Annotated in this window: 22 protein-coding genes; 14 read left to right on the top strand and 8 right to left on the bottom strand. The window is 62.6% G+C overall.

Annotated features, from left to right (window positions below; all coding sequences use genetic code 11):
* Positions 1–151: 151 nt before the first annotated feature.
* From NO877_RS12920 to NO877_RS12905, 4 genes are all read left to right on the top strand, one after another.
* Complete coding sequence (locus NO877_RS12920) at positions 152–1,168, top strand: ABC transporter substrate-binding protein (protein ID WP_256396767.1); 1,017 nt, start codon at positions 152–154, stop codon at positions 1,166–1,168.
* The gene (locus NO877_RS12915) at positions 1,168–1,974 is read left to right on the top strand and encodes an ABC transporter permease (RefSeq protein WP_256396766.1); all 807 of its coding nucleotides are present in this window, start codon (positions 1,168–1,170) and stop codon (positions 1,972–1,974) included. The genes NO877_RS12920 and NO877_RS12915 overlap by 1 nt, the downstream gene beginning before the upstream one ends.
* Positions 1,965–2,723 carry an ABC transporter ATP-binding protein gene (locus NO877_RS12910; RefSeq protein ID WP_256396765.1) on the top strand — a complete coding sequence of 253 codons (759 nt, stop codon included), beginning with the start codon at positions 1,965–1,967 and terminating at the stop codon, positions 2,721–2,723. The genes NO877_RS12915 and NO877_RS12910 overlap by 10 nt, the downstream gene beginning before the upstream one ends.
* 227 nt (positions 2,724–2,950) lie before the next feature.
* Positions 2,951–3,631, top strand: a complete 681-nt coding sequence (locus NO877_RS12905) for a carbonic anhydrase (RefSeq protein ID WP_256396764.1) — start codon at positions 2,951–2,953, stop codon at positions 3,629–3,631.
* 32 nt (positions 3,632–3,663) lie between these two features.
* Here the strand turns inward: NO877_RS12905 and NO877_RS12900 are convergent, their stop codons facing one another.
* Together NO877_RS12900 and NO877_RS12895 are read right to left on the bottom strand one after the other, a co-directional pair.
* Complete coding sequence (locus NO877_RS12900; protein WP_256396763.1) at positions 3,664–4,521, bottom strand: universal stress protein; 858 nt, start codon at positions 4,519–4,521, stop codon at positions 3,664–3,666.
* A 57-nt stretch (positions 4,522–4,578) separates the two neighbouring features.
* The gene (locus tag NO877_RS12895; RefSeq protein WP_256396762.1) at positions 4,579–5,940 is read right to left on the bottom strand and encodes a hemolysin family protein; all 1,362 of its coding nucleotides are present in this window, start codon (positions 5,938–5,940) and stop codon (positions 4,579–4,581) included.
* Between the two features lie 115 nt (positions 5,941–6,055).
* Here NO877_RS12895 and NO877_RS12890 point away from each other — a divergent pair, with 115 nt between their 5' ends.
* Together NO877_RS12890 and NO877_RS12885 are read left to right on the top strand one after the other, a co-directional pair.
* Positions 6,056–7,930: a cation:proton antiporter domain-containing protein gene (locus tag NO877_RS12890; RefSeq protein ID WP_256396761.1), complete on the top strand. Its 1,875-nt coding sequence runs from the start codon at positions 6,056–6,058 to the stop codon at positions 7,928–7,930.
* A gap of 62 nt (positions 7,931–7,992) precedes the next feature.
* Positions 7,993–8,913 (top strand): DMT family transporter, encoded by a 921-nt coding sequence (locus NO877_RS12885; RefSeq protein WP_256396760.1) that lies wholly within the window; start codon positions 7,993–7,995, stop codon positions 8,911–8,913.
* Positions 8,914–8,939: 26 nt separating this feature from the next.
* On the opposite strand, the gene NO877_RS12880 is transcribed toward NO877_RS12885, so the two are convergent.
* From NO877_RS12880 to NO877_RS12860, 5 genes are all read right to left on the bottom strand, one after another.
* Positions 8,940–9,116 (bottom strand): hypothetical protein, encoded by a 177-nt coding sequence (locus NO877_RS12880; protein WP_256396759.1) that lies wholly within the window; start codon positions 9,114–9,116, stop codon positions 8,940–8,942.
* 132 nt (positions 9,117–9,248) lie between these two features.
* On the bottom strand, positions 9,249–9,536 hold the full coding sequence (locus tag NO877_RS12875; protein WP_256396758.1) for a chorismate mutase: 288 nt from the start codon (positions 9,534–9,536) through the stop codon (positions 9,249–9,251).
* Positions 9,533–10,444: a shikimate kinase gene (locus NO877_RS12870; protein ID WP_256396757.1), complete on the bottom strand. Its 912-nt coding sequence runs from the start codon at positions 10,442–10,444 to the stop codon at positions 9,533–9,535. The genes NO877_RS12875 and NO877_RS12870 overlap by 4 nt, the downstream gene beginning before the upstream one ends.
* Before the next feature lie 63 nt (positions 10,445–10,507).
* Positions 10,508–10,972 carry a hypothetical protein gene (locus NO877_RS12865; RefSeq protein WP_256396756.1) on the bottom strand — a complete coding sequence of 155 codons (465 nt, stop codon included), beginning with the start codon at positions 10,970–10,972 and terminating at the stop codon, positions 10,508–10,510.
* 15 nt (positions 10,973–10,987) lie between these two features.
* Positions 10,988–12,187, bottom strand: a complete 1,200-nt coding sequence (locus tag NO877_RS12860) for a hypothetical protein (protein WP_256396755.1) — start codon at positions 12,185–12,187, stop codon at positions 10,988–10,990.
* Positions 12,188–12,285: 98 nt separating this feature from the next.
* Here NO877_RS12860 and NO877_RS12855 point away from each other — a divergent pair, with 98 nt between their 5' ends.
* From NO877_RS12855 to NO877_RS12820, 8 genes are all read left to right on the top strand, one after another.
* The gene (locus tag NO877_RS12855) at positions 12,286–12,726 is read left to right on the top strand and encodes a DUF5796 family protein (protein ID WP_256396754.1); all 441 of its coding nucleotides are present in this window, start codon (positions 12,286–12,288) and stop codon (positions 12,724–12,726) included.
* 28 nt (positions 12,727–12,754) lie between these two features.
* Positions 12,755–13,030, top strand: a complete 276-nt coding sequence (locus NO877_RS12850; RefSeq protein ID WP_256396753.1) for a DUF7508 domain-containing protein — start codon at positions 12,755–12,757, stop codon at positions 13,028–13,030.
* A gap of 51 nt (positions 13,031–13,081) precedes the next feature.
* Positions 13,082–15,268, top strand: a complete 2,187-nt coding sequence (locus NO877_RS12845) for an AAA family ATPase (RefSeq protein ID WP_256396752.1) — start codon at positions 13,082–13,084, stop codon at positions 15,266–15,268.
* Between the two features lie 57 nt (positions 15,269–15,325).
* Positions 15,326–15,727 carry a DUF7522 family protein gene (locus NO877_RS12840; protein WP_256396751.1) on the top strand — a complete coding sequence of 134 codons (402 nt, stop codon included), beginning with the start codon at positions 15,326–15,328 and terminating at the stop codon, positions 15,725–15,727.
* Positions 15,728–15,771: 44 nt separating this feature from the next.
* The gene (locus tag NO877_RS12835; RefSeq protein WP_256396750.1) at positions 15,772–16,674 is read left to right on the top strand and encodes a hypothetical protein; all 903 of its coding nucleotides are present in this window, start codon (positions 15,772–15,774) and stop codon (positions 16,672–16,674) included.
* A 41-nt stretch (positions 16,675–16,715) separates the two neighbouring features.
* Positions 16,716–17,663: a calcium/sodium antiporter gene (locus tag NO877_RS12830; protein WP_256396749.1), complete on the top strand. Its 948-nt coding sequence runs from the start codon at positions 16,716–16,718 to the stop codon at positions 17,661–17,663.
* Between the two features lie 419 nt (positions 17,664–18,082).
* Positions 18,083–18,850: a helix-turn-helix transcriptional regulator gene (locus NO877_RS12825; protein WP_256396748.1), complete on the top strand. Its 768-nt coding sequence runs from the start codon at positions 18,083–18,085 to the stop codon at positions 18,848–18,850.
* 191 nt (positions 18,851–19,041) lie between these two features.
* On the top strand, positions 19,042–19,446 hold the full coding sequence (locus NO877_RS12820; RefSeq protein WP_256396747.1) for a DUF7475 family protein: 405 nt from the start codon (positions 19,042–19,044) through the stop codon (positions 19,444–19,446).
* Between the two features lie 103 nt (positions 19,447–19,549).
* On the opposite strand, the gene NO877_RS12815 is transcribed toward NO877_RS12820, so the two are convergent.
* Positions 19,550–22,438 carry a DEAD/DEAH box helicase gene (locus NO877_RS12815; RefSeq protein WP_256396746.1) on the bottom strand — a complete coding sequence of 963 codons (2,889 nt, stop codon included), beginning with the start codon at positions 22,436–22,438 and terminating at the stop codon, positions 19,550–19,552.
* Positions 22,439–22,461 lie beyond the last annotated feature (23 nt).

Below are 22,461 nucleotides of genomic sequence, written 5' to 3'. Positions count from 1 at the left end.
TACATATGACCCTCCGAGAGTGTTTCTTCAGTAGAAAAACCTGCCGACAGGCGCTGTATCGAGTGTTTGAGGCAGCCCCGGCTGTCTTTGGTAGGACCGGAGCTTACCGAAATCCACCGAATCTTAGGCCCACAGGCCAGTAGCAATAGTAATGACTCGACGGACTACGCGACGTTCTCGACGGGCTTATCTCGCGGGTGTCGGCTCGGCAGCCGCACTCGGCGTTGCGGGCTGTCTCGGCGGTGGCGGCAATAGCGACGAACTGACGGTGGCGCATATGCCGATCTTCCCCGATCTCCAGTACTACGTGATGGACTCGGAGGGATATTTCGACGAGATCGATGCGACCATCGAGAGCCAGGAGTTCACCAACGGGCCGGATATCGTCGGGGCCTCGGCCAGCGGCGACATCGATATCGCGATGTTCGGAGTCGTTCCCGCGATGATCGCCATCGACCGCGGCATCTCGGCCAAGGTCACCGCGGCCAACATCAAAGAGCCGATGGCGATCGTGGCCGACGAGCAGCTCAGTTCCCTCTGGAACGACCACGGCAGCGATGCCTTTGGCGTCTGGGAGGAAGAAAACGGCGAGCAGTTCACCTTCGGCACCTTCCCGCAGGGATCGGTCCCGGATGTCCTGTTGCGTTACTGGCTCCAGGAGGAGGGCGTCGACCCCGAGTCAGACGTCCGGATCACCGAGATCAACGGCGCGAACGCGGTCTTTCAGGCGATCGCCAACGGCGAGGTCGACGGGACCTCGATCATGGAGCCCGTGCCGACTCGTGTGGCCCAGGAGGATCTCGGCTTCGGGACGTTCCGCACCTCCAGTGAGATCATGACCGGCCAGCCCGCCGCCGTGACGCTGATGACCGACGAAGTCCGGGAGTCGCCGGTCGCCAGTGAGTTCCTCCGCCAACACGTCCGGGCGACCGAGTTCATCGCCGACAACCCCGCCGAAACCGCGACGATCGTCGAATCGGGGATCGGGATGCCAGCCGAACAGGCCGAACAGGCGCTTACTGGCCCCCTGGCGAACTTCGTCACCGATCCCGCGGAGATCCAGTCCGGCACCGAGATCTTCGCCGAGTTCGCCGCCGCAAACGGCCAGACCGACGAACAGCTCACGACTGACGGGATCTTCGACATGAGCATCTACGACTCCCTGTAATGGCAACGGATCTCCAAGGGGAGCGCTCGCAGACGTCTGAAGCGTCCGATCTCCCCGCACTCGGCGTCGATATTCGACGGGCAGCGCTCGGACTCTGTGGCCTCGCCGGATTTATCGGGCTCTGGTGGGTCGCCTCGCTGTTCCAGCCGGAGTTCGTCCTCCCCTCTCCGGTGACGGTGGCCACCACCTTCGTCGCCGAAGCCGCCAGCGGCGAGATGCTGACCGCCCTCTGGCAGAGCAGCCTCCACTGGATTCCAGGCACGATCATCGGGACGCTGTTGGGCATCATCGCCGGGATCGCCCTCGGCTGGAGTCAGCTGCTCGACGATATCACCTCGCCGGTGGTCCGGACGCTCCGACCCGTCCCACCGCTGGCGTTGATCGGCTTCGCCATCGCGTGGTTCGGCATCAACAACGCCGGGGCCGCCTTCATCATCGCCATCGGGGCCTTCTGGATCAACTTCTATGCCAGCTACGGTGGCGTCGAGGGAGTCTCCGATGACCTCCTGGACGTCGCTCGCAGTTTGGGCGTCAAGGGTGATCTCGAACTGGTCAGATCCGTCGTGATTCCGGCGGCCTCCCCCGAGATCATGACCGGTATCCGAACCGGGATCGGCCGGTGCTGGATGCTGGTGGTCGCCTCCGAGATCTTCGGCGTCCCCGGGATCGGTCGCCGAATCCTGCGGGCCTCGAACAACCTTCAAGTCGATGTGGTGATCAGCTACATACTGGTTTTGAGCCTGATGTTCCTGCTGGTCGATTCGGCGTTCCGCGCGGCCCAACGGCGGGTGTTAGTATGGCGATAGACCACTCCGGCGGCTCGACGGTTCGTATCGAGAACGTCAGCAAGCAGTACGACAGCAAACAGGGGACCGTCCAGGCGCTCGGCGGGATCGAGTTCAGCGTCGAGCGCGGCGAGTTCGTCTGTATCGTCGGCCCCTCGGGCTGTGGGAAGACGACGCTGTTCCGGATTCTCGCGGGGCTCGAACCCCCAACCGACGGCGAGGTCCTGCTCAACGGCTCGACGGTCACCGAACCCAACGCCGATATGGGGATCGTCTTCCAGGAGTACCATCTGTTCCCGTGGCAGACCGTCCAAGAGAACGTTGCCTTCGGACTGGAAAAAGCCGACACCCCGGCCGACGAGAAACGACAGCGCGTCCAGCACCTGGTCGATCTGGTCGGCCTGGAGGGGTTCGAGGACAGCTATCCGAAGGCGCTGTCCGGCGGGATGAAACAGCGCGTGGCACTCGCTCGGGCGCTGGCGATCGATCCCTCGCTGCTGTTGATGGACGAACCCTTTGGCGCGGTCGACGCCCAGACACGGGAGATGCTCCAGGACGAACTCATCGAGATCTGGCAGGAGACCGGCAAAACGGTGTTGTTCGTCACCCACGATGTCGAAGAGGCCGTCAAACTCGCCGACCGAGTGGTCGTGATGGGGAAGAACCCCGGCTCGATTCGGGAAATCGTCGAGATCGACGTCGACCGGCCGCGGTCACGCTCGGACTCCGAGTTCGGTAGCTACTACGAGCGAGTTCGATCGCTCATATAACCGCGTCCCGCGAGTGCGTTATGAGGCTGCCGTCCATCGATTGGCTCCCGACAGCCCTCCACTAGTCCGAAACCAGCCATAGCGCCGAGCTATGCCCACGATTGCGGGGCCTCCACCTCGTCGTAGCGGCAGCGAGTCCGTCTCCCACTCCTTCGTCGACGGGTTCGTCGGGGGCTGATCTCAAGCGAATGACGAACTGATTTAATCCCTGCGGTATATGTTCGCACATGAACCAGACTGTTGTTGATCTGTTAGCAAACAACGCCGACCACGCGACGGCGTTCGATTCTCGATTCGATGCTGTACAAGACGCCCAGCATCCCGATGCCGTCACAGTCTGCTGTTCGGACTCCCGAGTGCTCCAGGATCACAGTTGGGGCAACGATCGACCGGGCCATCTCTTTACCTGCGGCAACATCGGCAACCGCGTCATGCAGCGAACCGAGACCGGTGACGCCGTCTCCGGCGACGTACTGTACCCGATCGCCCATACCGGCACTAAAACCGCCATCGTGATGGGCCACACCGGCTGTGGTGCCGTCACGGCCACCTACGACGACCTCACCGAAGGACTCAACGAGCCCGCCGGAATCAGCCACTGTCTCGACCTGTTGAAACCACGGCTGGAACCGGCTCTCGATCTGCTGCCCGACGACGTGAGCCGAGCCGGAGCGATCAACCGACTCGTCGAGTACAACGTCGACCGTCAGATCCAGTTCTTGAAAGCAAGCGACGACGTGCCCGACGACGTCGACTGCATCGGGGTCGTCTACGACTTCCAGGACGTCTACGGCGGCGACCGCGGCGAGGTCCACGTCATCAACGTCAACGGCGAGACCGACACCGACCGCCTCCGGGCCGAACACGCTGCGGTCGGCTCCAGGATCGATCGGCTCTGGGAGTACTGACCGGCAACTGGCTCCCGACACACCACGACCGGCTACTGTTCTCGACTGCCGATGGTCAACACGGGGACCGGCGTCGTCCGAAGCACGCGCTCGGTCGTGCTCCCCAGGAGGTGTTGGTTGAACCCCTCTCGGCCATGGGTGCCCATGACGATGCAGTCGGCACCCACATCGGTGGCGTAGTCGGTGATCTCCCCGCGGATCGAGCCGAACCGGACCGCGGTGGTGACTTCGATATCGCCTGCGACGTGATCGGCCGCCGACTCCAGGATGGCGTTGTTTTCGGCGTCGCTTTGCTCGGCTGCGGCGTCCGCGCCGATCCCGACCGGGAGCTCGTCGATAACCACGAGCAGGTGGAGGGCCGCCCCGTGAGTGGCAGCGATCTCACTGGCCAGTTCGACGGCTTCGGTCGCCCGCTGGCTGCCGTCGGTCGGGACGAGGATCGTCTCGTAGGGGTAGGCGACCTGGGCGTCGGTCGCTCGAACCGTACACACCTGTCTGTCGCTTCGGGTGACCACCTGGTCGGTGGTGCTGCCGAGGACGTACTCGCCGAGGTTTCGGTTGCCGCGGTTCCCCATGACGATCAGCCCACAGTCGTAGGTGTCGGCGTAGTCGATGATGACATCGGTCGGAGTACCTTGAATTACGTTGGTGGTCATCGTCACGCCGCGATCCTCGCCGCGGTCGCGGGCCTCCTCGACGATTCCGGTCCCCGATTCGACCAGTGCGTCGACCACGTCGCCGCCGACGCGGGTCTGGCTCGGAACGTTCGTGTCCGCGACGTTGATCGCATCTACTGTCGAATCGTGCTCGGCGGCGATATCGAGGGCGTGATCGAGCGCCGCCGACGCAGCGTCGCTCCCATCGACTGGAACGAGGATTCGGTCGTACATACGGGACGTAGGCAGTCGACTGATTTACATTTGTGGGCACGCGGACTCCACGGGCTGCTATTCGGTCATGTCGCTGTCACCGCTCTCGTCGGCAGCCGGTTCGTCCAGTGTGTCGATACCCACGGTGGTGATCCGGGTACCGTCGACGGCCTCGACGGTGAGCCGGTAGCCGCCGACGTCGACCTGATCGGTGGCGTTGGGTGCCCGTCCCAGCCGATCCAACACTAGTCCGCCGACAGTGCCGAAATCGGTACTCTCGAATTTCGTTCCGAGGGTTTCGTTAATCGTCGAGATAGTGAGCCCGCCGTCGGCGACGTAGCTGCCGTCCTTGCGCTGGTCTATCGAGGGTTCGTCGTCGGCCACATCGAAGTCGTCCCGCAGATCGCCGAGGACGACCTCGATCACGTCTTCGACCGTCACGATCCCCTCGAAGGCCCCCCACTCGTCGATAACCGCGGCCATCTGTCGCCCCTCACGCTGGAACTGCGCCAGCAGATCTGTCAGTTGGCCGGTCTCGGGGATGATCGACATCTCGCGAGCGATCTCGCCCGCCGTGATCGACTCGGCGCGCTCGGCGTCGAACTCCTCGGCGCGAAGTACGTCCTTGACGTCGACGAAGCCGACGATCTGGTCGGGTTCGTCGGCCTCGACGACCGGATATCGAGTATGGCCCTCCGTGATAATAGTCGACCGAAGCTCGGTCAGCGGGAGATCCGCCGAGACGCTCGCCACGTCGGGTCGGGGAATCATCACCTCTCGGACCGACAGATCGTCGAGATCGAAAATCTGCTCGATCATCTCGACCTCCTCGCTGGCGATGTGGCCTTTCGTTCCCGACCGCGTGAGGACGGTGAGGATCTCCTCTTCGGTCAGCGTCTCGTCGGTTTCGGAGGCCGGTGGGATGCCAATCAGCCGGGTGAAGTAGTTGGCCGTCCCGTTGAAAACGTAGATGCCCGGCCGGAAAATGTAGTAGAAGAACTGCATCGGCGGGGCGACAAACAGCGAGACGCGCTCGGCCTGGGCGATGGCGATCGTCTTTGGGGCGAGTTCGCCGAAGACGACGTGGAGGAACGTGATCACGCTGAAGCCGAGGGCGAAGGCGATGAGATGGATCAGATCCGGCCCAACAAGCGACTCCAGGACGGGCTCGATAAGCGCGGCGACCGCAGGCTCGCCGATCCAGCCCAATCCGAGCGAGGAGATCGTAATGCCGAGCTGGGTGACCGCGAGATAGTCATCGAGATTGTCAAGCGCTTCATCGAGGAGATCGGCACCGGGTTTTCCCTCCTCGACGAGCCCTTCGACGGCCGATGCGCGAATCCTGACGTAGGCGAACTCCGCGGCCACGAAGAACCCATTTAGAAGAACCAGAAACAGCGCGGCGGCGAGTCGGCCAGCCGACAGTGCGAGCGTAGTCATTGCGTTGCCTATCACTCCCCCAACTGAAAATACGCTCGCTCGTTCCGCTGATCGACGGTGAGCCACGGGCCACGCACTCGCCACCCATTTATGAGTCGGCTGTCTCTCCCTAGCTGTGGTTGGAGAAGGCCCTGATACACTCGTCATCGTCGCGCTCATCCTCGCACTCGGCGTTGCCGCCCAGGTACTCGCCGACCGGTACCGTGTGCCGAGCGTCCTGTTTCTGATTTTGGCGGGTGTCGCTGTCGGCCCCAAGGGGTTGTCGATCGTGACCGTCGAGACCTTCGGCGACTCGCTGACGACCATCGTCGGGCTCAGCGTCGCCATCATCGTCTTCGAGGGGTCGTTCCATCTCAAGGTCGACAAACTCCGTGAGGCACCCTCCGCGGCGCTCCGGCTCGTCACCCTCGGGGCCCTCCTCTCGTTCGTCGGCACGACCCTCGCAGCCAGAGTGTTCCTCGGTGCCGACTGGGGGATTTCGGCGCTGATCGGCGCGCTGTTGATCGCCACCGGGCCGACTGTCATCACGCCGATCCTCGCGGTGGTTCCGGTGCGGGACCGCGTCGCGGCGGCCCTCGAAACCGAGGGGATCGTCAACGACGTGACCGCGGCCATCCTCGCGGTCGTCATTTTCAAACTGCTGACCGCCCAGGAGGTCGCCCCGACGGCCTATTTGGTCGAGTTCATCCAGCGGCTGAGCATCGGCGTGTTTTTCGGCCTGCTCGCGGCGGGGGTGCTGTGGTTCCTCTTCGTCCGCTCGGAGCTCTCGACCGGCTGGACGCCACAGAACGCCCGCCTGATGACGCTTGCAGGGGCCATATTGGCGTTCAGCCTCGCCGACACGGTCGCCTCGGAGTCCGGTGTCGCCGCGGTGGCGACCGCCGGGATCGTCCTTGGGAACGTTGATCTCCCCTACGAGGAGACCATCGAGGAGTTCAAAGGCGACGTGACGATCATCGTACTGTCGTTCGTCTTCATCGCGCTGGCGGCCCTGATCGAGTTCGACACGCTGCTGTCGCTCGGGCTCGGCGGGCTCGCCGTCGTGGCGGCGGTCGCGCTGCTCGTCCGGCCGCTGCTCGTCTTCCTGTCGACGACCGGCGAGCGGTTCGAGACGACCGAGAAACTGTTTATGAGTTTCGTGGGGCCGCGGGGCATCATTCCCGCCAGCGTCGCCACACTGTTTGCGATCCAGCTTCAGACGCCAGCGGCCCCCTCGAACCCCGAGGGCGCGAGCATCCTCGCGGGGACGGTCTTTCTGGTTATTCTGCTCACTGTGGTATTCGAGGGTGGATTCGCCAGACAAATTGCGGAGACATTAGAGGTCATACCAATGCGTGTACTCGTCATCGGCGGCGGTCGTGTCGGCACGGAGATAGTCGATCGGCTCGAAGAGCGGGGTGAAAACGTCGTCATCATCGAACAGCGGGAGTCGACCGCGGAGGACCTTCGTAACCAGGGCTACGCCGTCCACGACGGCGATGGAACCAACATCGAGACGCTCCGGAAGGCCGGGGCCGAACAGTCGAAGATCGTCGTTGCCGCGACCGGTGACGACGACACGAACCTGCTTGTGGCCCAACTCGCCAGCTCTAAGTTCGACACTGAGACGGTCATTAGTCGGGTCAACGAACCCGACAACGTCGAGGCGTTCAACGAACTCGGCGTCAAAACTGTCTCCTCCTCGGCAGCCACGGCATGGGGGATCGACAACCTGATTGAACGCCCCGCCCTGTCGCGGTGGATGACCGAACTCGGTCGGAGCGGCGACGTCCAGGAGATCGAAGTCACCGACGAATCGCTGGTCGGCAAAACGGTCGGCGACGTCTCCGAGTCGCTTCCCGCCAGCTGTATGATCGCCCTCGTCAGCAGGGACGAAGAAAACACCGTCCCCGAAGACAGCCAAGAGATCCACTACGGTGATCACCTCACCGTCCTCGGCCGAACTGATGCGGTCCACGACGCGATCTCACAGCTCCATCCCCACGACTGAACGGGCTCGGTCGACGACGCCCGACGACGGTTCTTTAATAGATCGGTAGCGAAGAGAGCGGTGTGAGTACGTACCGGAACGGCGGACTGTTTCTACTGTTATCGTTTCTGTGGGGAACGTCGTTTATGGCGATCAAAGTGGGGTTGGAGTTCATGCCGCCCGTCCTGTTCGCGGCGTTCCGCTACGACCTCGCTGCCATCGGGATGCTTGCCTATGCAGCAGCCGCGACCGAGTATTGGCGGCCCCGATCCCGAGCGGACTGGACCGTCGTCGGTATCGGCGCGATTCTCATCATCGCCCTCTACAACGCGTTCCTGTTCGTCGGCCAGCAGGGTGTGACGAGCGGTGTCGCCGCGATTCTGATCGCGATGAACCCGGTCTTGGCAACGGGGTTTTCTCGACTCCTGCTGCCAAGCGAACGGCTTGGAACCGTCGAATCCGTCGGCCTCTGTCTCGGCTTCCTCGGCGTCGGACTGGTTGCGCGGCCGACGGCCACGACCCTGTTGGCGGCCGACCTCGTCGCGCCGGGGTTTGTCCTGCTTGCGGCCGTCGCTGTCGCCCTCGGCAGCGTGTTGGTCCAGCGCGTCGACAGCGATCTCCCGACCGAGGGAATGGTGGCGTGGTCGACCGCACTCGGAGCCGTCGTTCTCCACGCGATCAGCATCGGTCTCCCGTCGGAATCGGTGGCTGACGTGACGGTCACGACCGAGGCGATTCTGACGGTTATCTATCTCGCGGTGTTCGCCAGCGCGGTCGGCTACGTCATCTACTTCGATCTGCTCGACCGACTGGGGGCCATCGAGATCAACCTCGTCTCCTACACCGTTCCCGTCTTCGCGGCCTTCTCGGGGTGGCTTGTCTTGAGCGAGTCGGTCGACGCGCTGTCGGCGCTCGGCTTCGCCGTCATCTTCGGTGGCTTCGTCCTCCTGAAGCGGGAGACGCTGCATGAGCGACTCGGCTCTGTGAGCCCGAACCGCGAGTAGGCTCGCTGCGACAGTCGACCGCTCGATTACTCGGAATCTCCCTGGGCTGACTCATCCGAATCATCCGGGTTCATGCCGAGCTGTCGAACCAGATTCAGATCCAGGAGATGGAGGTGTCGACCGATGCCGAACAGAAGCAGTCCGAGTCCGACGAAGATGAGCGGCAACAGGATCGCATCGATCAGCTCCGCCAGACTGTCCATGCGAGCGGGAACGAGTCCGACAACCGCAAGCACGAAAGCCGTTAGAATAACGATCAGTCGCCATGTGACGACCACACACGCAGTATACTTTTAAAATCGGATCGTCCGGTTTGTCGACGCGTTGGCGGCGGGTTATCGGTTCTGCCGCTGTTCGACCTTGTTCAACTCGATTAGGAGTCGGAACACCGCTTTGACCAGATTCGAGTCGACGTCGAACTTGTCGGCGTTCGCCCCGGCACGCTCCATGACTTTCTCCTCTTGGCCCTCATCGGTCGTCGGGAGGTCCTGCTCGGCTTTGACCTCCGCGATCGTGTCGGCGACGTAGGTTCGCCGAGCGATCAGTTCGACCAGCTCACGGTCGATATCTTCGATTTCGGTGCGCAGTTCGTCTAGGCTCTTTTCTTCGGGGTTCGTGCTCATTGGATTCGTGCTCCCTCGGTTCGGGTTGTCGTCTCAAGAAGGCTCCCATCGCGGGCAGCCCATTGCTCGCGGACTGCTGCCAGCGACTCGCCATCGCCGACCGCCACGACACTGGGACCGGTGCCCGACAGCGAGACGCCCTCGGCGTGGGGCATGGCTTCGACGGCCGGATCGGTCGCAAAGTCGAGTGCTGCCGAGTAGGCGAGTCCGTTCACGGTCATCGCCTTCCCGTAGCGGCCATCGAGGGCCAACTCTTCGACCAACTCGGCCATCTCGGTGATGTTGCCACAGCGGTCGACATCCGCATCCGCGCTGTAGGCTCGCTCCGGCGGCGTCCAGACCAGTACGTCCCACTCGCGGGTCTCGCGGGCCAGTAGCTCGTCGGTGTCGTTATCAGTGACCACGACACCGCCGACCATGCTGGCGGCGGCGTCGTCGAACGCGCCGGTGATCGTCACGCCCACGTCGCGGGCGGCCTCGACACCCAGCCGACAGGCGTCCAGATAGGTGATCTCGTCGCTTGCGCCGACTGCGGCCTCTCCGTCGAGTTCGCCTTCGCCAGTTGGGTCGACGACTGATACGCCGAGCGCGTCGAGGGCCGCGAGAACCGTCGCGTTGGCGGCCGCGCTCGAACTCTTGAGCCCGGCGGCCATCGGCACCTCGCTGTCGGTGTGGACGGTGCCACCTTCGCCGTTGCCGAATCGTTCGGTGACGAGCTCGACACAGCGTTCGATCAGTCGGGTGTCGCCGTCGGGGGCCGCAGCGATCTCACCGGTGACCGACTCGACGGACGCGTCGAGATCGACGGTGGCGGTGGTATCGACATCAATACCGAAGGCCGCGCCAGTGTGTGTTGCCAGCGCGTTGAGAACGGTTCCGGCACCCGGTGCCGAGGCGACTCCCTTCATACGCCAACCGGTGTGAGGCGTGATAAAAGAGGTGACGGTTCGGACTGCACTCGGCCGGATCGTTCAGTTTACCGCCGCACTTATTGCCGAAATCAAGCTCCCAATAATCGCGGTCGGAATACCGGTTACGGCGAGCGGGAACAACGCCTGGCCGAACGAAAACGCTTGCTGGGCTCCCGATCCTTTCGAGAGGACGAGCACGCCGATCGCGATGATACTCATGAGATAAAACCCGAAGAGGCTACCGACCCCACCCGTTATGAGTGCGGTTTTCGGACTCGAAAACACGGAGCCGAGTAGTCCACCGGCAACTGCCGCGATGACCGGTCCGAGGAAAAAGATGATAACGGCTGTCTGGAGGTAGGCGATACCGATAAAGACGGGACCGAAGTCGGTCGCACCGCTAGCGCTGGTAATGAGTTGTGACTGTGCCCACGAGCCGGAAATAAAGGCCAACACTCCGAGGGCGATGCCGAAAAGCGTGAAAATTAGCGTTATAAACCCAACTGCTTGCAGTGTCTTTTTCATAGTTGTTGTCGAGTGTTATGGATTGAGCCACGTGCCGTCGAGGAGTTCGGTCCGTTCGTCGTCACGTTCTTCCCATGGTGTCCGCAGAGGGTCGACCGCGAACAGATACGAATCTGCTCTACAGAAGTAGCTGTAGAACCGTTGTCCGTCGTTGGTGTAGAGTACCTGGTTCCAGGACTCGTCGCCCCACTGGACTTCGGATTCGATTTCGAGGTCGAACGTCTCGTCGGCAACGACTGCCTCGAAAGCCGCTTCGGCGGCCCTGAGGTCCTCGTACTGCTGGCCGTAGACCGGTATCGGATCGGTTTCGGTTGGATCGATGCTGCCACTGGTGGCCACATCGTGAATCCGAACGTAGAGCCGATAGCGCCGGTCGGTCGGCTCTGCAAACGGAGCGAACCGGTCGTCCATCGACGACAGCACGTCGTACCGTCTCCCACCCATCGGTCGATCGAGATACTCGATCTCGCGGCTCGAATCCGAGACGGCGTAGACACCGTGTCCAGGAAGCCGCTGATCGGCATCCTCGTGTCGGTCGGGGTCGTCGCTCAGGTGTCGGATCTCGAACATCGTTCCGGCTTCGTCCCCGCCGAGCCAGCCGTAGTGTCGGTTGTCGATCGGATTGGGCGAGTAGCGCTCTTCGGTCGCTTTGACTGTCGAGGCGTTGCCGTAGATCCGTGCGACGTATTCGAGTTCCTCCTCGACCCGGTCCCAGTCCTCGCGGTCTCTGAACCGTTTGGCCTCGGGAAACCTATCGTCGTTGACGGCCGCGAAATCAATATGGTTCCGGAACTGTGGTTCGGGAATCTCGGTGACCGTACTCGCCACATCGGCCGCGAATGTTTCGGCGTCTTCGAGCGGCTGTGCGTCGAGCCGTCCCTCGTCGGCGATCGTCTCCAGTAACGATTCTATCTCGGTGTAGACGTCCCGAAGCCGACTCCGATATTCCTGCATCGTGTCATCGTACTCGGTCTCGAACCACCGGAGCTCGTCGTACACCCGCATTGTCTCGTCGGCGAGCCGCGTATTGATCGGTTCCCCGGATGGCTCTTCTGACTCCCCGGGGCTCTCGCCCTCACCCGAGTTTTCGGACCCGTCCGACCCACCTGCCTGCTCCGGATAGGTGATGTTCGATCCCGATGAAAGACAGCCTGCAACCCCAACGCCGATACCAACACCGGCGACCGCAAGGCACCGACGGCGTGTTGGTTGCATAATCCTGATTGGTTGTTCGTGGATAATAAACCCCACGTTCGGGGAGGTAGTGACCGCTCGAACGGCGGGGTTTTTCCGGTCTCACACGTAATCCGGGTATGGCTGTTCACAACGACGTTCCCCCGCGAACACTCGGCGTCGAACTCCGAGAGGAGGGTGTCGTCGTCACCTACGCCGACGACCGAACGACGATCTACCGCGGCGTCCCGCAGAAGGTCAGCGGCTCGCTCAAAACCGCACCCGGCAAGGAGACCCACGTCCTCGTCACCGACCCGACCGAAACTGAGGGCGTCCTGCTGTACGTCAACGACCTCAAGACCGCCGACGAGATCCTCGAAGACACCGGCGTCGGCCGCATCCTCCTGGAGGAGGGTGACCGCGAGGACGTCTTCCCCGGCGTGACCGTCTCCAGGACCGACGGGCTCCGGACGACCGTCGAGGCCGACCCCGAGGAGGCCCGCGGCCGCGTGTTCGTCTTCGTCGAGGACGACTGGGGCGAAGCCAGCTACGAGTTCGTCGACGAATCGAGACTCGATTAGCCACAGTCTACTTATAAACAAATCATCAATGAGTCTCAGAAAACAGTGGCGACCCCTCGAACGGTCGACGGTGGGTCGGGCTCCCGACGCCTACGGCCTCTACGAGTTGGGCGACAGCGACGGCACCAGCCTCGGGTTCGGGATCGGCGTCCTGCGGGACGAACTCAAGGAGGCGCTGGCCTACGGCGAGCCAGCGGGATTCGAGCCGACATCGACCGAGGGTGCTGGCGAGCCGACACAGGTGCGGTGGGAGCGGGCGACCTCGAAAGCCCACGCCGAGCGGCTCCTGGACGAACACTGCTGAGCGGTTTTCAGGCTCCGTGTATCATAAACCGCCAGCGGTCGAAGGGACCCTATGAGCGAGGATGCGGGAGTCGAACTCACCGTTCGCAGTGCCGAAAAGCGGGATGCCGGACGCGGGATCGCCCGGCTCCCCGACCGAGCGATGCGCGAACTCGGCGTGCTGAGTGGCGATACGGTCGTCATCGAGGGCGCGGCCTCGACGGTCGCCAAGGTGTGGCCCGGCGGCCACAACGTGACCGAGGGCGCAGTCCTCATCGACGCCGACACACGCACCAACGCGAGTGTCAAAGTCGGCGAGACCGTCCGAGTCAAAAAGGAGCCGGTGTCGGATGCCCGCCGTGTCCGACTCACCCCGCCGACGGAGTTGGCCGCGGCCGACATCTCACACGAAACCATCGAAACCGCCGTCGAACGCGATATTCGGGACCGACCGATCCGCGAGGGCGAAGGCGTCCGCATCGAACGCCTCGCCGGAACCCGGTTCACCGTCGCCTCGACCGACCCCGAGGGAACGGTGCGGGTCACCGACTCGACGCGTGTTACCGTCGACCCCGTCAAGCAATCACAGTCGAATCCGACGAGCAAACCGCCGGAGTCGATCGACGAAGCCATCGATGGGATATCTGCGGAGACCGACAGCGAGGCCCAATCACCGACCGGCGTTACCTACGAGGATATCGGCGGCCTCGACGACGAGCTCGAACTCGTCCGGGAGATGATCGAACTCCCGCTGTCGAACCCCGGCATCTTCACGCGGCTCGGCGTCGAACCGCCGAAAGGGGTCCTCCTGCATGGCCCGCCCGGCACCGGCAAGACCCTGATCGCCAAGGCCGTCGCCAACGAGGTCGACGCCACGTTCCTCACCGTCTCGGGCCCCGAGATCATGTCGAAGTACAAGGGCGAGTCGGAAGAAAAACTCCGGGAGAAGTTCCAGGAGGCCGCCGACAACGCCCCCGCGATCGTCTTTTTCGACGAGATCGACTCTATCGCGGGCAAACGCAACGACGGCGGCGATGTCGAGAGTCGGGTCGTCGGCCAACTCCTGAGCCTGATGGACGGGCTCAACGCCCGGGGCGACGTGATCGTCATCGGCGCGACAAACCGCGTCGACTCCCTTGATCCCGCGCTGCGGCGTGGCGGCCGCTTCGATCGAGAAATCGAGATCGGCGTCCCTGGCGAAGCCGGTCGCAGGGAGGTCCTGGATGTCCACACGCGGCGGATGCCGCTGGCCGACGATGTGGACGTCGACAAACTCGCCGCCCGAACCCATGGGTTCGTCGGGGCGGATCTCGAATCGTTGACCAAGGAGGCCGCGATGACCGCGCTCCGCCGGACCAGACGGGCTGGCGAGCCGCTGGGGAATATTACCATCTCGCGGGCCGACTTCGAGAGCGCGATGGCCGCCGTCGAGCCCAGCGCGATGCGGGAGTACGTCGCCGAGACGCCGACGACTGATTTCGACGACGTGGGCGGGCTCGACGAGGCGAAAACACAGCTCGAACAGGCGGTGACCTGGCCGCTGATGTACGGCCCGCTGTTCGATGCGGCCGACACGGCCCCGGCGGCTGGTGTCCTGCTTCACGGGCCGCCCGGCACCGGGAAGACGCTTCTCGCACGGGCGATCGCCGGGGAAAGCGAGGTCAACTTCATTCAGGTCCAGGGGCCGGAGCTGTTGGACCGCTACGTTGGTGAGTCCGAAAAGGCGGTCCGAGAGGTCTTCGAACGTGCCCGACAGTCGGCTCCGGCGATCGTCTTTTTCGACGAGATCGACGCCATCGCGGGCGACCGCGACAGTCTCGGCAGCGACTCCGGCGTCGGCGACCGCGTGGTCTCCCAGTTGTTGACCGAACTCGATCGGCTCAGCGACAACCCAAACCTCGTGGTGCTGGCAGCGACCAACCGACGGGACAGTCTCGACGACGCGCTGCTCCGGGCCGGGCGGCTCGAACGCCACATCGAGGTCCCCGAACCTGATCGGGAAGCCCGGCGGGCGATCCTCGACGTTCACACTCGCAACAAGCCCCTGGCCGACGACGTCGACCTCGATTCGATCGCCGACGAGAGCGAGGGGTTCTCGGGGGCCGAACTCACCTCCATCTGCCGGGAGGCCGCGCTGGCGGCGATCATGGAGGTCGCCGGACGCTACGAGGGCGAGACGGCCAACGACCACGTCGATGAGTTGGAGATCACCAACGAGCAGTTCGAGACGGCCCTCCAGTCGATCGCCGCCAGTCGGTAACGGCGGCAGTTGAGCCGACCCATGGATTCAAATCGTCACACTCCGTACGGGTGAATCATGAGCGATGAAGAACCGATGAGCGAGCAGCCGCTGACTGATGCACGCGCCGACCAACTCAAAACCGCCTGCCGGAGCGCTGTCGGCGACAGCTGTCGGTCGGTCACCTACTTCGATGCGACCAACTATATGCAGGTGTATCTCCGCGGCGATCTCGAACAGGACGCCGACCTGATGTCGTTTATCGGCCACGAGTGGCACGACTACAAGACGACGACCGACGCCTACGCTGGCTCCGAGCTGGGCAACTACGAGTACACGATCCGGAACTTCGAAAACGGGTTTCTGGTCCGGGTCGGCGTCGGCGATAGCGGCGTCTTCGTCACCACCGACGGCCTGAAGCTGAAGGATTTCGACTCGCTTGTCGCCACGATCACCGAGCTGCTCGAAAGCTGGGAGTAACACCCGCCACTGGTAAACCACTGACCTTCATACGCTGACCTACTGTGGCATCTCGGTGGCTCCGCGAACTCGGGTCGCTGCCCGCAACCGTCGTCGACTGGTGGCGACGGACGACAGCCGCTGGGCCCGTCGAGCAGTGGCTGGTGTTGGGGCTGCTTCCAGGAGTACTTGTATCGGTGTGGCTGCTGTCGCCGTCGATTGGATTCGGATTCAGTCTCGGGGCCGATTCGCTGTTCGAGAGCCCCCGCACGCTGTCGACGGCCTTCACGGCCAACTACATGCACGCCAGCAGTCGCCACCTCTTCGATAACGTGCTCAACTTCTGGGTCACCCTGTTCGGCATCTACCCCCTGGTATCGATCGCCGATTGGCATCGCGAGTTCAGGCTCTCGGCGGCGGTCTACCTCCTGGTCGGTCCCTTCGTTATTGCGTGGCTAACGCTCCAGACGCTGGGCGTCGTCACCGACCAGCCGTCGGTCGGTTTTTCAGGGATCGTCGCGGCCTTTCTGGGGTTCCTGCCGATCGCGCTGGCGGCGGCGGCCAGCGAGGTGACCAACGGCGAAGTCGACACCGTGTGGGCGGCGGTTCCGTTCCTGTGTTCGCTTGCGGTCGTCTTTGCGGTCCCTTCGGTGTGGTATTTCCCCACGCGGCCGCTGTTCGCGGCTGGCCTGGCTGTCTGTGGACTCTCGATCGGTGGCCTGTTGTGGCGATATGACCGCCCCCGGCGACTCGGCCAATACAACCGGCAGCTCGAACCGGACGTGCGGCTCGCCTTCCTGATCGGTTCGACGGTGTTCGTCTTCGGCGTCGCTGGCGCGCTGCTGTTCGTCCGATCCGGCACTAACGTCTGGGGACATCTGGCGGGCTATCTCGTCGGGTTCACGGTTCCCTTTATTGGCTTCGTGGTACTACCAGCACTCACCGGAACACCGAGCGGTCCCGAGTAGCGGCTGGTGGATTTTTTGCGACCGCAAACGATGGGTTCCCAATGACTGCACTCGCGGTGAGTCTCGATATCGTCGCCGTTCTACTCGCCGTGGTGTCGCTGTGGTACGGTTCGCGGTCTCTCGTCGAGGGTGCCGTACAGATCGCCCGTCGGCTCGGGCTTTCGGAACTCGTGATCGGCCTCACGATCGTCGCCGCCGGAACGTCAATGCCCGAATTCGTCGTGACGAGCGATGCCGCACTCGCTGGCCTCGGCGATATCGCAGTCGGCAACATCGTCGGGTCGAACATCTACAACCTCGCGGTCGTCCTCGGCGTCGTGGCGCTTTTTCAACGGATTCCCGTCGACCGAGCCATCGTACGGCGCGATGGGGCCGTTTTGTTCGTGACGACTGTCGTCGCCCTGGTATTCATTTCGGACCTGACGATCACGCGGATCGAGGGAGGAGTTCTTTTTGCAGGACTGCTTGCCTACCTGCTGGTACTCGCTCGGTCCAGTGATGCCACGAACGTCCCGTCGGAACTGACGGCGGCGGAGTCCCCGCCGTTGTGGCGTGAGATCGCACACATCATCGGCGGGCTAGTGCTCGTTATCGCTGGCGGGCATTTGCTCGTGACAGCTGCATCGGATCTCGCGCTGTTCTTCGGGGTTCCGTCGTGGGCGATCGGTGCGACGGTCGTCGCGGCCGGAACGTCGACACCCGAGTTGGCCGTCTCGCTGATCGCCATCAGGCGCGGCCGGATCGGCGTCTCACTCGGCAACGTCCTCGGAAGCAACGCCCTGAATATTCTGGGCGCACTCGGGATCGCCGCCCTGTTGCGCCCCTTGGATGTCACACCGGCAGCGATCGACGACACCCTCTGGCTGCTCGCGCTCAGCAGTGGCGTCCTGCTGTTGCTCTGGACCGGGCGATCGCTCTCTCGGCTCGAAGGCGGGCTGATGATGCTCACGGAACTGATTCGGTGGATCGGTGAGTTCTTGCTGCGGTAATCAGTCCCAAAACGACTGGGTCCGGGCGTACTCCCGTTCCTGTTTGAGAAGGTCCCGATAGAACTCCGTCTCCTCGTCGCGGAAGGTGTTGATGATCCGAGTGGCGGTATCGGGCCCGACGCCGCGAGCAAAAGCGATGATTGCGGCTGGTGCGGAGCGAATTTGGACATCGATCGAGTCGCAACTGCTCGCGACGATGCTGAGTAGCCCTGTCGAAAACGGGGTAGCACCGTCGAAAACGGGCCGTGCAGGTGCTATCGATTACATCTCAATTGAATTCAGAGTGAATAGCGGTATGCAACAGTATCTGTGCTGCGGTTGGCAGCCGACACCAACCGTTCAGATCACGAAAGAACCAACGATCCAAGGATATTATGAGACCGCAAACTGAACGATATATGCAAATGCGAGGGAATTCGGTGTATGAGTTCGTCATATCGTCGTCGGTTCGGGTTGATATTTTGCAGCTACTAGCCGCAACTGTGCAGCAGACGGATTATCTCATCGACCACCTAGATGCGAGTACATCAACGGTGTATACCGCACTCGCGGATTTGGAGCGTCAGGGAGTGGTTTTTGATGGCGAAGCTGGCTGGAGGCTCACAGGACAAGGTCGTCTGGTGGTAGATCAGATCGAACGACGAAAATCCACCGTTCAGACAATCACCTATGACCAGGAATACTGGGTGAACCACCGAACCGATCACCTCCCCCGAGAGTTTCGCCGCCGACTTCCTGAACTGGGGCACTACGAGGTCGTTCGTTCCGAACCACCCAACGTTCGAGCACATGCCAGCGCAGTTGTCGACCTGCTTGAGCAAGCAGATAGCTGCTGTACTGCCGTGCCGATCCACGCTCCGGAGTATAGGGATGCGTTCCCAGATGATCCAGATTCTCGTCTTCTGTTTCCGCCGAGTGTTGTCGACCAGTTACAGGCGGACGTCGAGGCGGGAACCCGCGAACGAATCCGTGAGATCGATGCAGCCCAGTACAAAGTGACGGATATTCAGTTCGGACTCACTGTTGCTGATTCGTATATGATGATGGCACTCCGACCGATGACCCAGTCCCCGGTTGAGTCGGTGCTAATCTCCGAGGCGGAATCGGCTATCCGCTGGGCCTCGGACCTCTACGAATCGCTCTGGCAGGATGCGGAACCCTTGGATTCGTATCTGAGTCGGGTGTGACGGGTTTCGTGGGGTTTCTATTGATTGCGTAGGCGTGTCGTTGACCACGGCACCGGAACCAAACACAGATAACACATCAGATTACATATGGATGGAAATATTTTTACCACAATGTAACAATTCTACAGGGTAAAAAATTTTTACCCCAAGATTCTATGGGTTTTATTATTCGAAACCAAATTCTCTAAGACATGGGTGAAACAACCACAGCTACAGGCGTACCGGTATTCAGTAAACCAGAGAACCCCGCAGGGTATCTTGCCATTCTGACTGCACTCACGACTGGCATCCTGCATTTCTACCTCATTCCGGGGGCAACCGCGACTGCAGGTACTACTGGGGGAGTGTTGTTTGCACTCAACGGGGCCGGATTCGTTGGCGGGACGGTTCTATACCTCTCGAAATACTGGCGGAAGGAACTGTTTCTTGTGGCAGCACTCTATGCGTTACTCTCGATTCTGGCAATGTTTATGGTACACGGATGGGGGATTGAAGCGTTCTACAGAGACGGCTCCCTCGCTCACTGGGCAGTTATAACAAAGACTGTGGAGTCGATCCTCGTCGGCTGTTCTCTCTACCTGTATTCGAATAGCTAACCACCAGACACAACGCTGATCAAGTGCTCTCGACTCTCCTTTCGGGACAACACATCTGTGACCGCCATCGCCGAATCACTGACTACGTAACCCGCCACCGGAGTTAGTCCCAAAACGACTGTGTTCGGGCGTACTCGCGTTCTTGTTTGAGGAGGTCTCGATAGAATTCCATCTCGTCTTCGCGGAACTTGCTGATAATTCGGGCGGCGTTGTGGGGACCGACACCGCGTGCCGCCAGTGCGATCACGGCCTGTTTGCCGTGGCTCTGGACGAGGTTCGCCGCCCGGTAGGCCCGCTGGGTCTGTTTCTCCTGTTCGTCGTCCTTCTCGTCGGCCCGCACTGCCGAGACCACCTCGTCGGCCCACGGGTTCAGCGCGGCGACGCGTGTCGACCCACACTCCGGGCACTCGGGCTGCTCGCGGACCCTCCTGACCTTGGTGGTGTGGTCCCAGTCCTTGCAGTGGCAACAACACAGCAGCACGCGGTCGTTGTGAATGCGGTCTTCGATCGCCTCGATCACGCTCGCGTCGGCCTTTTCGGGGACGAGGAGCTCCTGGCCGCTCGGCCGGGAGGTCGTCCCGATCGGCGTCACGTCGCCGACGACCACGAGGTCGAGATCGCCCTCCTGGACCCGCCGCAACACGTCGGCCGTCTCTTCGAGTGCCAGATCGCGGTGGAAGATCTCTCGCATCGCCTCGTCGTACACTGGAGTTCCCTCCAAGGCCTCAAGCAGACGGTCGCCGCCGAACCGCCCGCGGCCCTGATACCGCTTCAGCGAGCCGAACTTGGCGGCCACCTGCGCCAAGGTAAACTTGAGGGTCTCGGATCTTTTTAAGGCGAGTTCGAGATAGGATTCGAGGTGGTCGGGGTCGGTCGACTGGAGAATATCTCGAAACACGCCGGCAGAAACGCCCTGCGGAACCTCGAAACTGATTCGGTAGGGGTCGACGCTCATCCCCACCGATGAGCCGGTCTGCTGGCCGACCAATGCCGACAGCAGCCGACCCAAGGTTTCGTTGATCTCGTGGCCGAAGGCGGCGTCGACCCTGACCGTCCGCCCTCGTGATTCGATACAGATTCGACGGTCAGTCGGCAGCGGGAACCCGGCCTCAACGTGGCGGTCGATCGGGTCGAGTGCGGGTTCGAGCGTCGCAGCGTCGGCCGGATACCGGCCGCAGAGATCACCGGCGACGGCGCGCTGTGCGGCCCCGTGTTCGAACTGCGAGCCGGCGATCCCGCGGAGTTCGCCGACCTCGTTGGCGACCGCCGCAGGCACCGGTATCTCCTGGCCGATCCAGGAGGGAACCTCGCCTGCGGGGTCCTCGATCGGCGCGACGTTTACTTTCGCCTCCTCCTCGTCGATGTCGTTGATCCGCCACATCTCGCCGCGCTGGATGAACACCTCGCCGGGCGCGGCGAAGTTGACGACGAACCGCTCGTCGAGCGTGCCGACCTGCGTTCGGGAGGACATGTCGTGGACTTCGTAGCTCTCCTCGTCGGGGATCATCGAGAGGTTGGCGTAGTAGTACTGCCACGTCCCACCGGACTTTTCGAGCCGATCGGCCTCTTCGTCAAGCCACAGGAGCCGGTTACTGCTGAGTTCCCGGACGACCGCCCGGAACAGTTCCTCGCTCAGATCGTGGAACGGGCGGGCCCGCGTGACGGTTTCGTAGGCCCGTCGACCGCTCACTTCGCCGAAGTCCATCACCAGCCCGACGATCTGGTTGGCGACGACATCGAGACTCCCGTAGTGGATGCCGGCGGATTCGACCAACCCCTCGCCAGCGCGCCGGGCGATGGCGAGCGATTCGAGCGTGTCGTCGGGGTGGCTCGTGATGATCGTGCCACGCGAGACCTGATCGTGGCGGTGGCCAGCCCGGCCGACCCGCTGGAGCAGGCGGGCGACCTCCCGGGGACTGCCGTACTGGACGACGTGGTCGACCCGCCCCACGTCGATCCCGAGCTCCATCGAGGAGGTACAGACCAATGCGTCGAGCTCTCCCTTTTTGAACCGGTCTTCGACATCCACGCGCACGTCCCGCGAGAGCGAGCCGTGGTGGACCTCGATCGGCTCGCCGAGTTTTTTAAACCGAGAGCCGAGTGCTTCGGCTGTTTGGCGAGTATTGACAAAAATCAAGGTCGACTCGTTGTCGTCGACGATTTCGCGGATGACCCGAACGTGGCTGGCGATTTCCTCCGTTGTTGCGAGTTTGCCCGCCAGTCGATCGTCTTCGGCGGTGATCTCCGGGTGGATGACGGAAAATTCGACGCGACTGCCGACGTCGACCTCGACGACAGAGAAATCGCGGTCGGCGTCGGTTTCGGATTCCGGCGCGTCGACGCGGGAGCCAGTCAGAAACGCCGCCACGGCTTCGGGGTCGCCGACGGTCGCAGACAAGCCGATCCGCTGAAAGGCTCCGGAAAGCAGCCGCAAGCGTTCGAGGCCGACAGTGAGTTGTGCGCCGCGTTTCGAGGCGGCGAGTTCGTGGACCTCGTCGACGATCACGTGCCGCACGTCCGCCAGCGCGGTCCGCAGTTTCGAGCCGCTCAACATCGCTTGGAGCGTCTCGGGGGTCGTCACCAGCACGTCGGGCGGATCGTTCGCCTGCTTCTGTCGCTGGTACTGGGTCGTATCGCCGTGCCTGACGTCGATCTCGATATCGAGTCGCTCTCCCCACCAGTCGAGGCGCTCGCGCATATCCCGGTTCAGTGCGCGGAGCGGGGTGATATATAAAGCACAAAAGCCGTCGGTCGACCCTTCCCGTTCGCGGTGTTGGCCGATCGCATCGAAAACAGGCAGCATCGCCGTTTCGGTTTTGCCGGTCCCAGTCGGTGCGATCACCAGCGTGTTGCGACCAGAGGCAAGCGGCGGAATCGCCCGCCGCTGTGGCTCGGTGGGTGTCGAAAACCCGCGGTCCGACAGGGCGGCCCGCACCGTCTCGCCGAGATGAGAGAAGGCATCTGCGCCCGACTCCGCGTCCGCGGAACTCATTGTCCTATCACACGGCGCGAGGG

It is taken from the genome of Halohasta litorea (assembly GCF_024494645.1).
Taxonomy (GTDB): Archaea; Halobacteriota; Halobacteria; order Halobacteriales; family Haloferacaceae; genus Halohasta; species Halohasta litorea.
This window is presented reverse-complemented; position numbering and strand designations above follow the sequence as displayed.

Excerpts from the sequence above, each read along its gene's own strand:
- NO877_RS12920 (WP_256396767.1), top strand. The coding sequence starts at position 152 with ATGACTCGACGGACTACGCGACGTTCTCGACGGGCTTATCTCGCGGGT.
- NO877_RS12915 (WP_256396766.1), top strand. The coding sequence starts at position 1,168 with ATGGCAACGGATCTCCAAGGGGAGCGCTCGCAGACGTCTGAAGCGTCC.
- NO877_RS12910 (WP_256396765.1), top strand. The coding sequence starts at position 1,965 with ATGGCGATAGACCACTCCGGCGGCTCGACGGTTCGTATCGAGAACGTC.
- NO877_RS12905 (WP_256396764.1), top strand. The coding sequence starts at position 2,951 with ATGAACCAGACTGTTGTTGATCTGTTAGCAAACAACGCCGACCACGCG.
- NO877_RS12900 (WP_256396763.1), bottom strand. The coding sequence starts at position 4,521 with ATGTACGACCGAATCCTCGTTCCAGTCGATGGGAGCGACGCTGCGTCG.
- NO877_RS12895 (WP_256396762.1), bottom strand. The coding sequence starts at position 5,940 with ATGACTACGCTCGCACTGTCGGCTGGCCGACTCGCCGCCGCGCTGTTT.
- NO877_RS12880 (WP_256396759.1), bottom strand. The coding sequence starts at position 9,116 with ATGGACAGTCTGGCGGAGCTGATCGATGCGATCCTGTTGCCGCTCATC.
- NO877_RS12875 (WP_256396758.1), bottom strand. The coding sequence starts at position 9,536 with ATGAGCACGAACCCCGAAGAAAAGAGCCTAGACGAACTGCGCACCGAA.
- NO877_RS12870 (WP_256396757.1), bottom strand. The coding sequence starts at position 10,444 with ATGAAGGGAGTCGCCTCGGCACCGGGTGCCGGAACCGTTCTCAACGCG.
- NO877_RS12865 (WP_256396756.1), bottom strand. The coding sequence starts at position 10,972 with ATGAAAAAGACACTGCAAGCAGTTGGGTTTATAACGCTAATTTTCACG.
- NO877_RS12860 (WP_256396755.1), bottom strand. The coding sequence starts at position 12,187 with ATGCAACCAACACGCCGTCGGTGCCTTGCGGTCGCCGGTGTTGGTATC.
- NO877_RS12855 (WP_256396754.1), top strand. The coding sequence starts at position 12,286 with ATGGCTGTTCACAACGACGTTCCCCCGCGAACACTCGGCGTCGAACTC.
- NO877_RS12850 (WP_256396753.1), top strand. The coding sequence starts at position 12,755 with ATGAGTCTCAGAAAACAGTGGCGACCCCTCGAACGGTCGACGGTGGGT.
- NO877_RS12845 (WP_256396752.1), top strand. The coding sequence starts at position 13,082 with ATGAGCGAGGATGCGGGAGTCGAACTCACCGTTCGCAGTGCCGAAAAG.
- NO877_RS12840 (WP_256396751.1), top strand. The coding sequence starts at position 15,326 with ATGAGCGATGAAGAACCGATGAGCGAGCAGCCGCTGACTGATGCACGC.
- NO877_RS12830 (WP_256396749.1), top strand. The coding sequence starts at position 16,716 with ATGACTGCACTCGCGGTGAGTCTCGATATCGTCGCCGTTCTACTCGCC.
- NO877_RS12820 (WP_256396747.1), top strand. The coding sequence starts at position 19,042 with ATGGGTGAAACAACCACAGCTACAGGCGTACCGGTATTCAGTAAACCA.
- NO877_RS12815 (WP_256396746.1), bottom strand. The coding sequence starts at position 22,438 with ATGAGTTCCGCGGACGCGGAGTCGGGCGCAGATGCCTTCTCTCATCTC.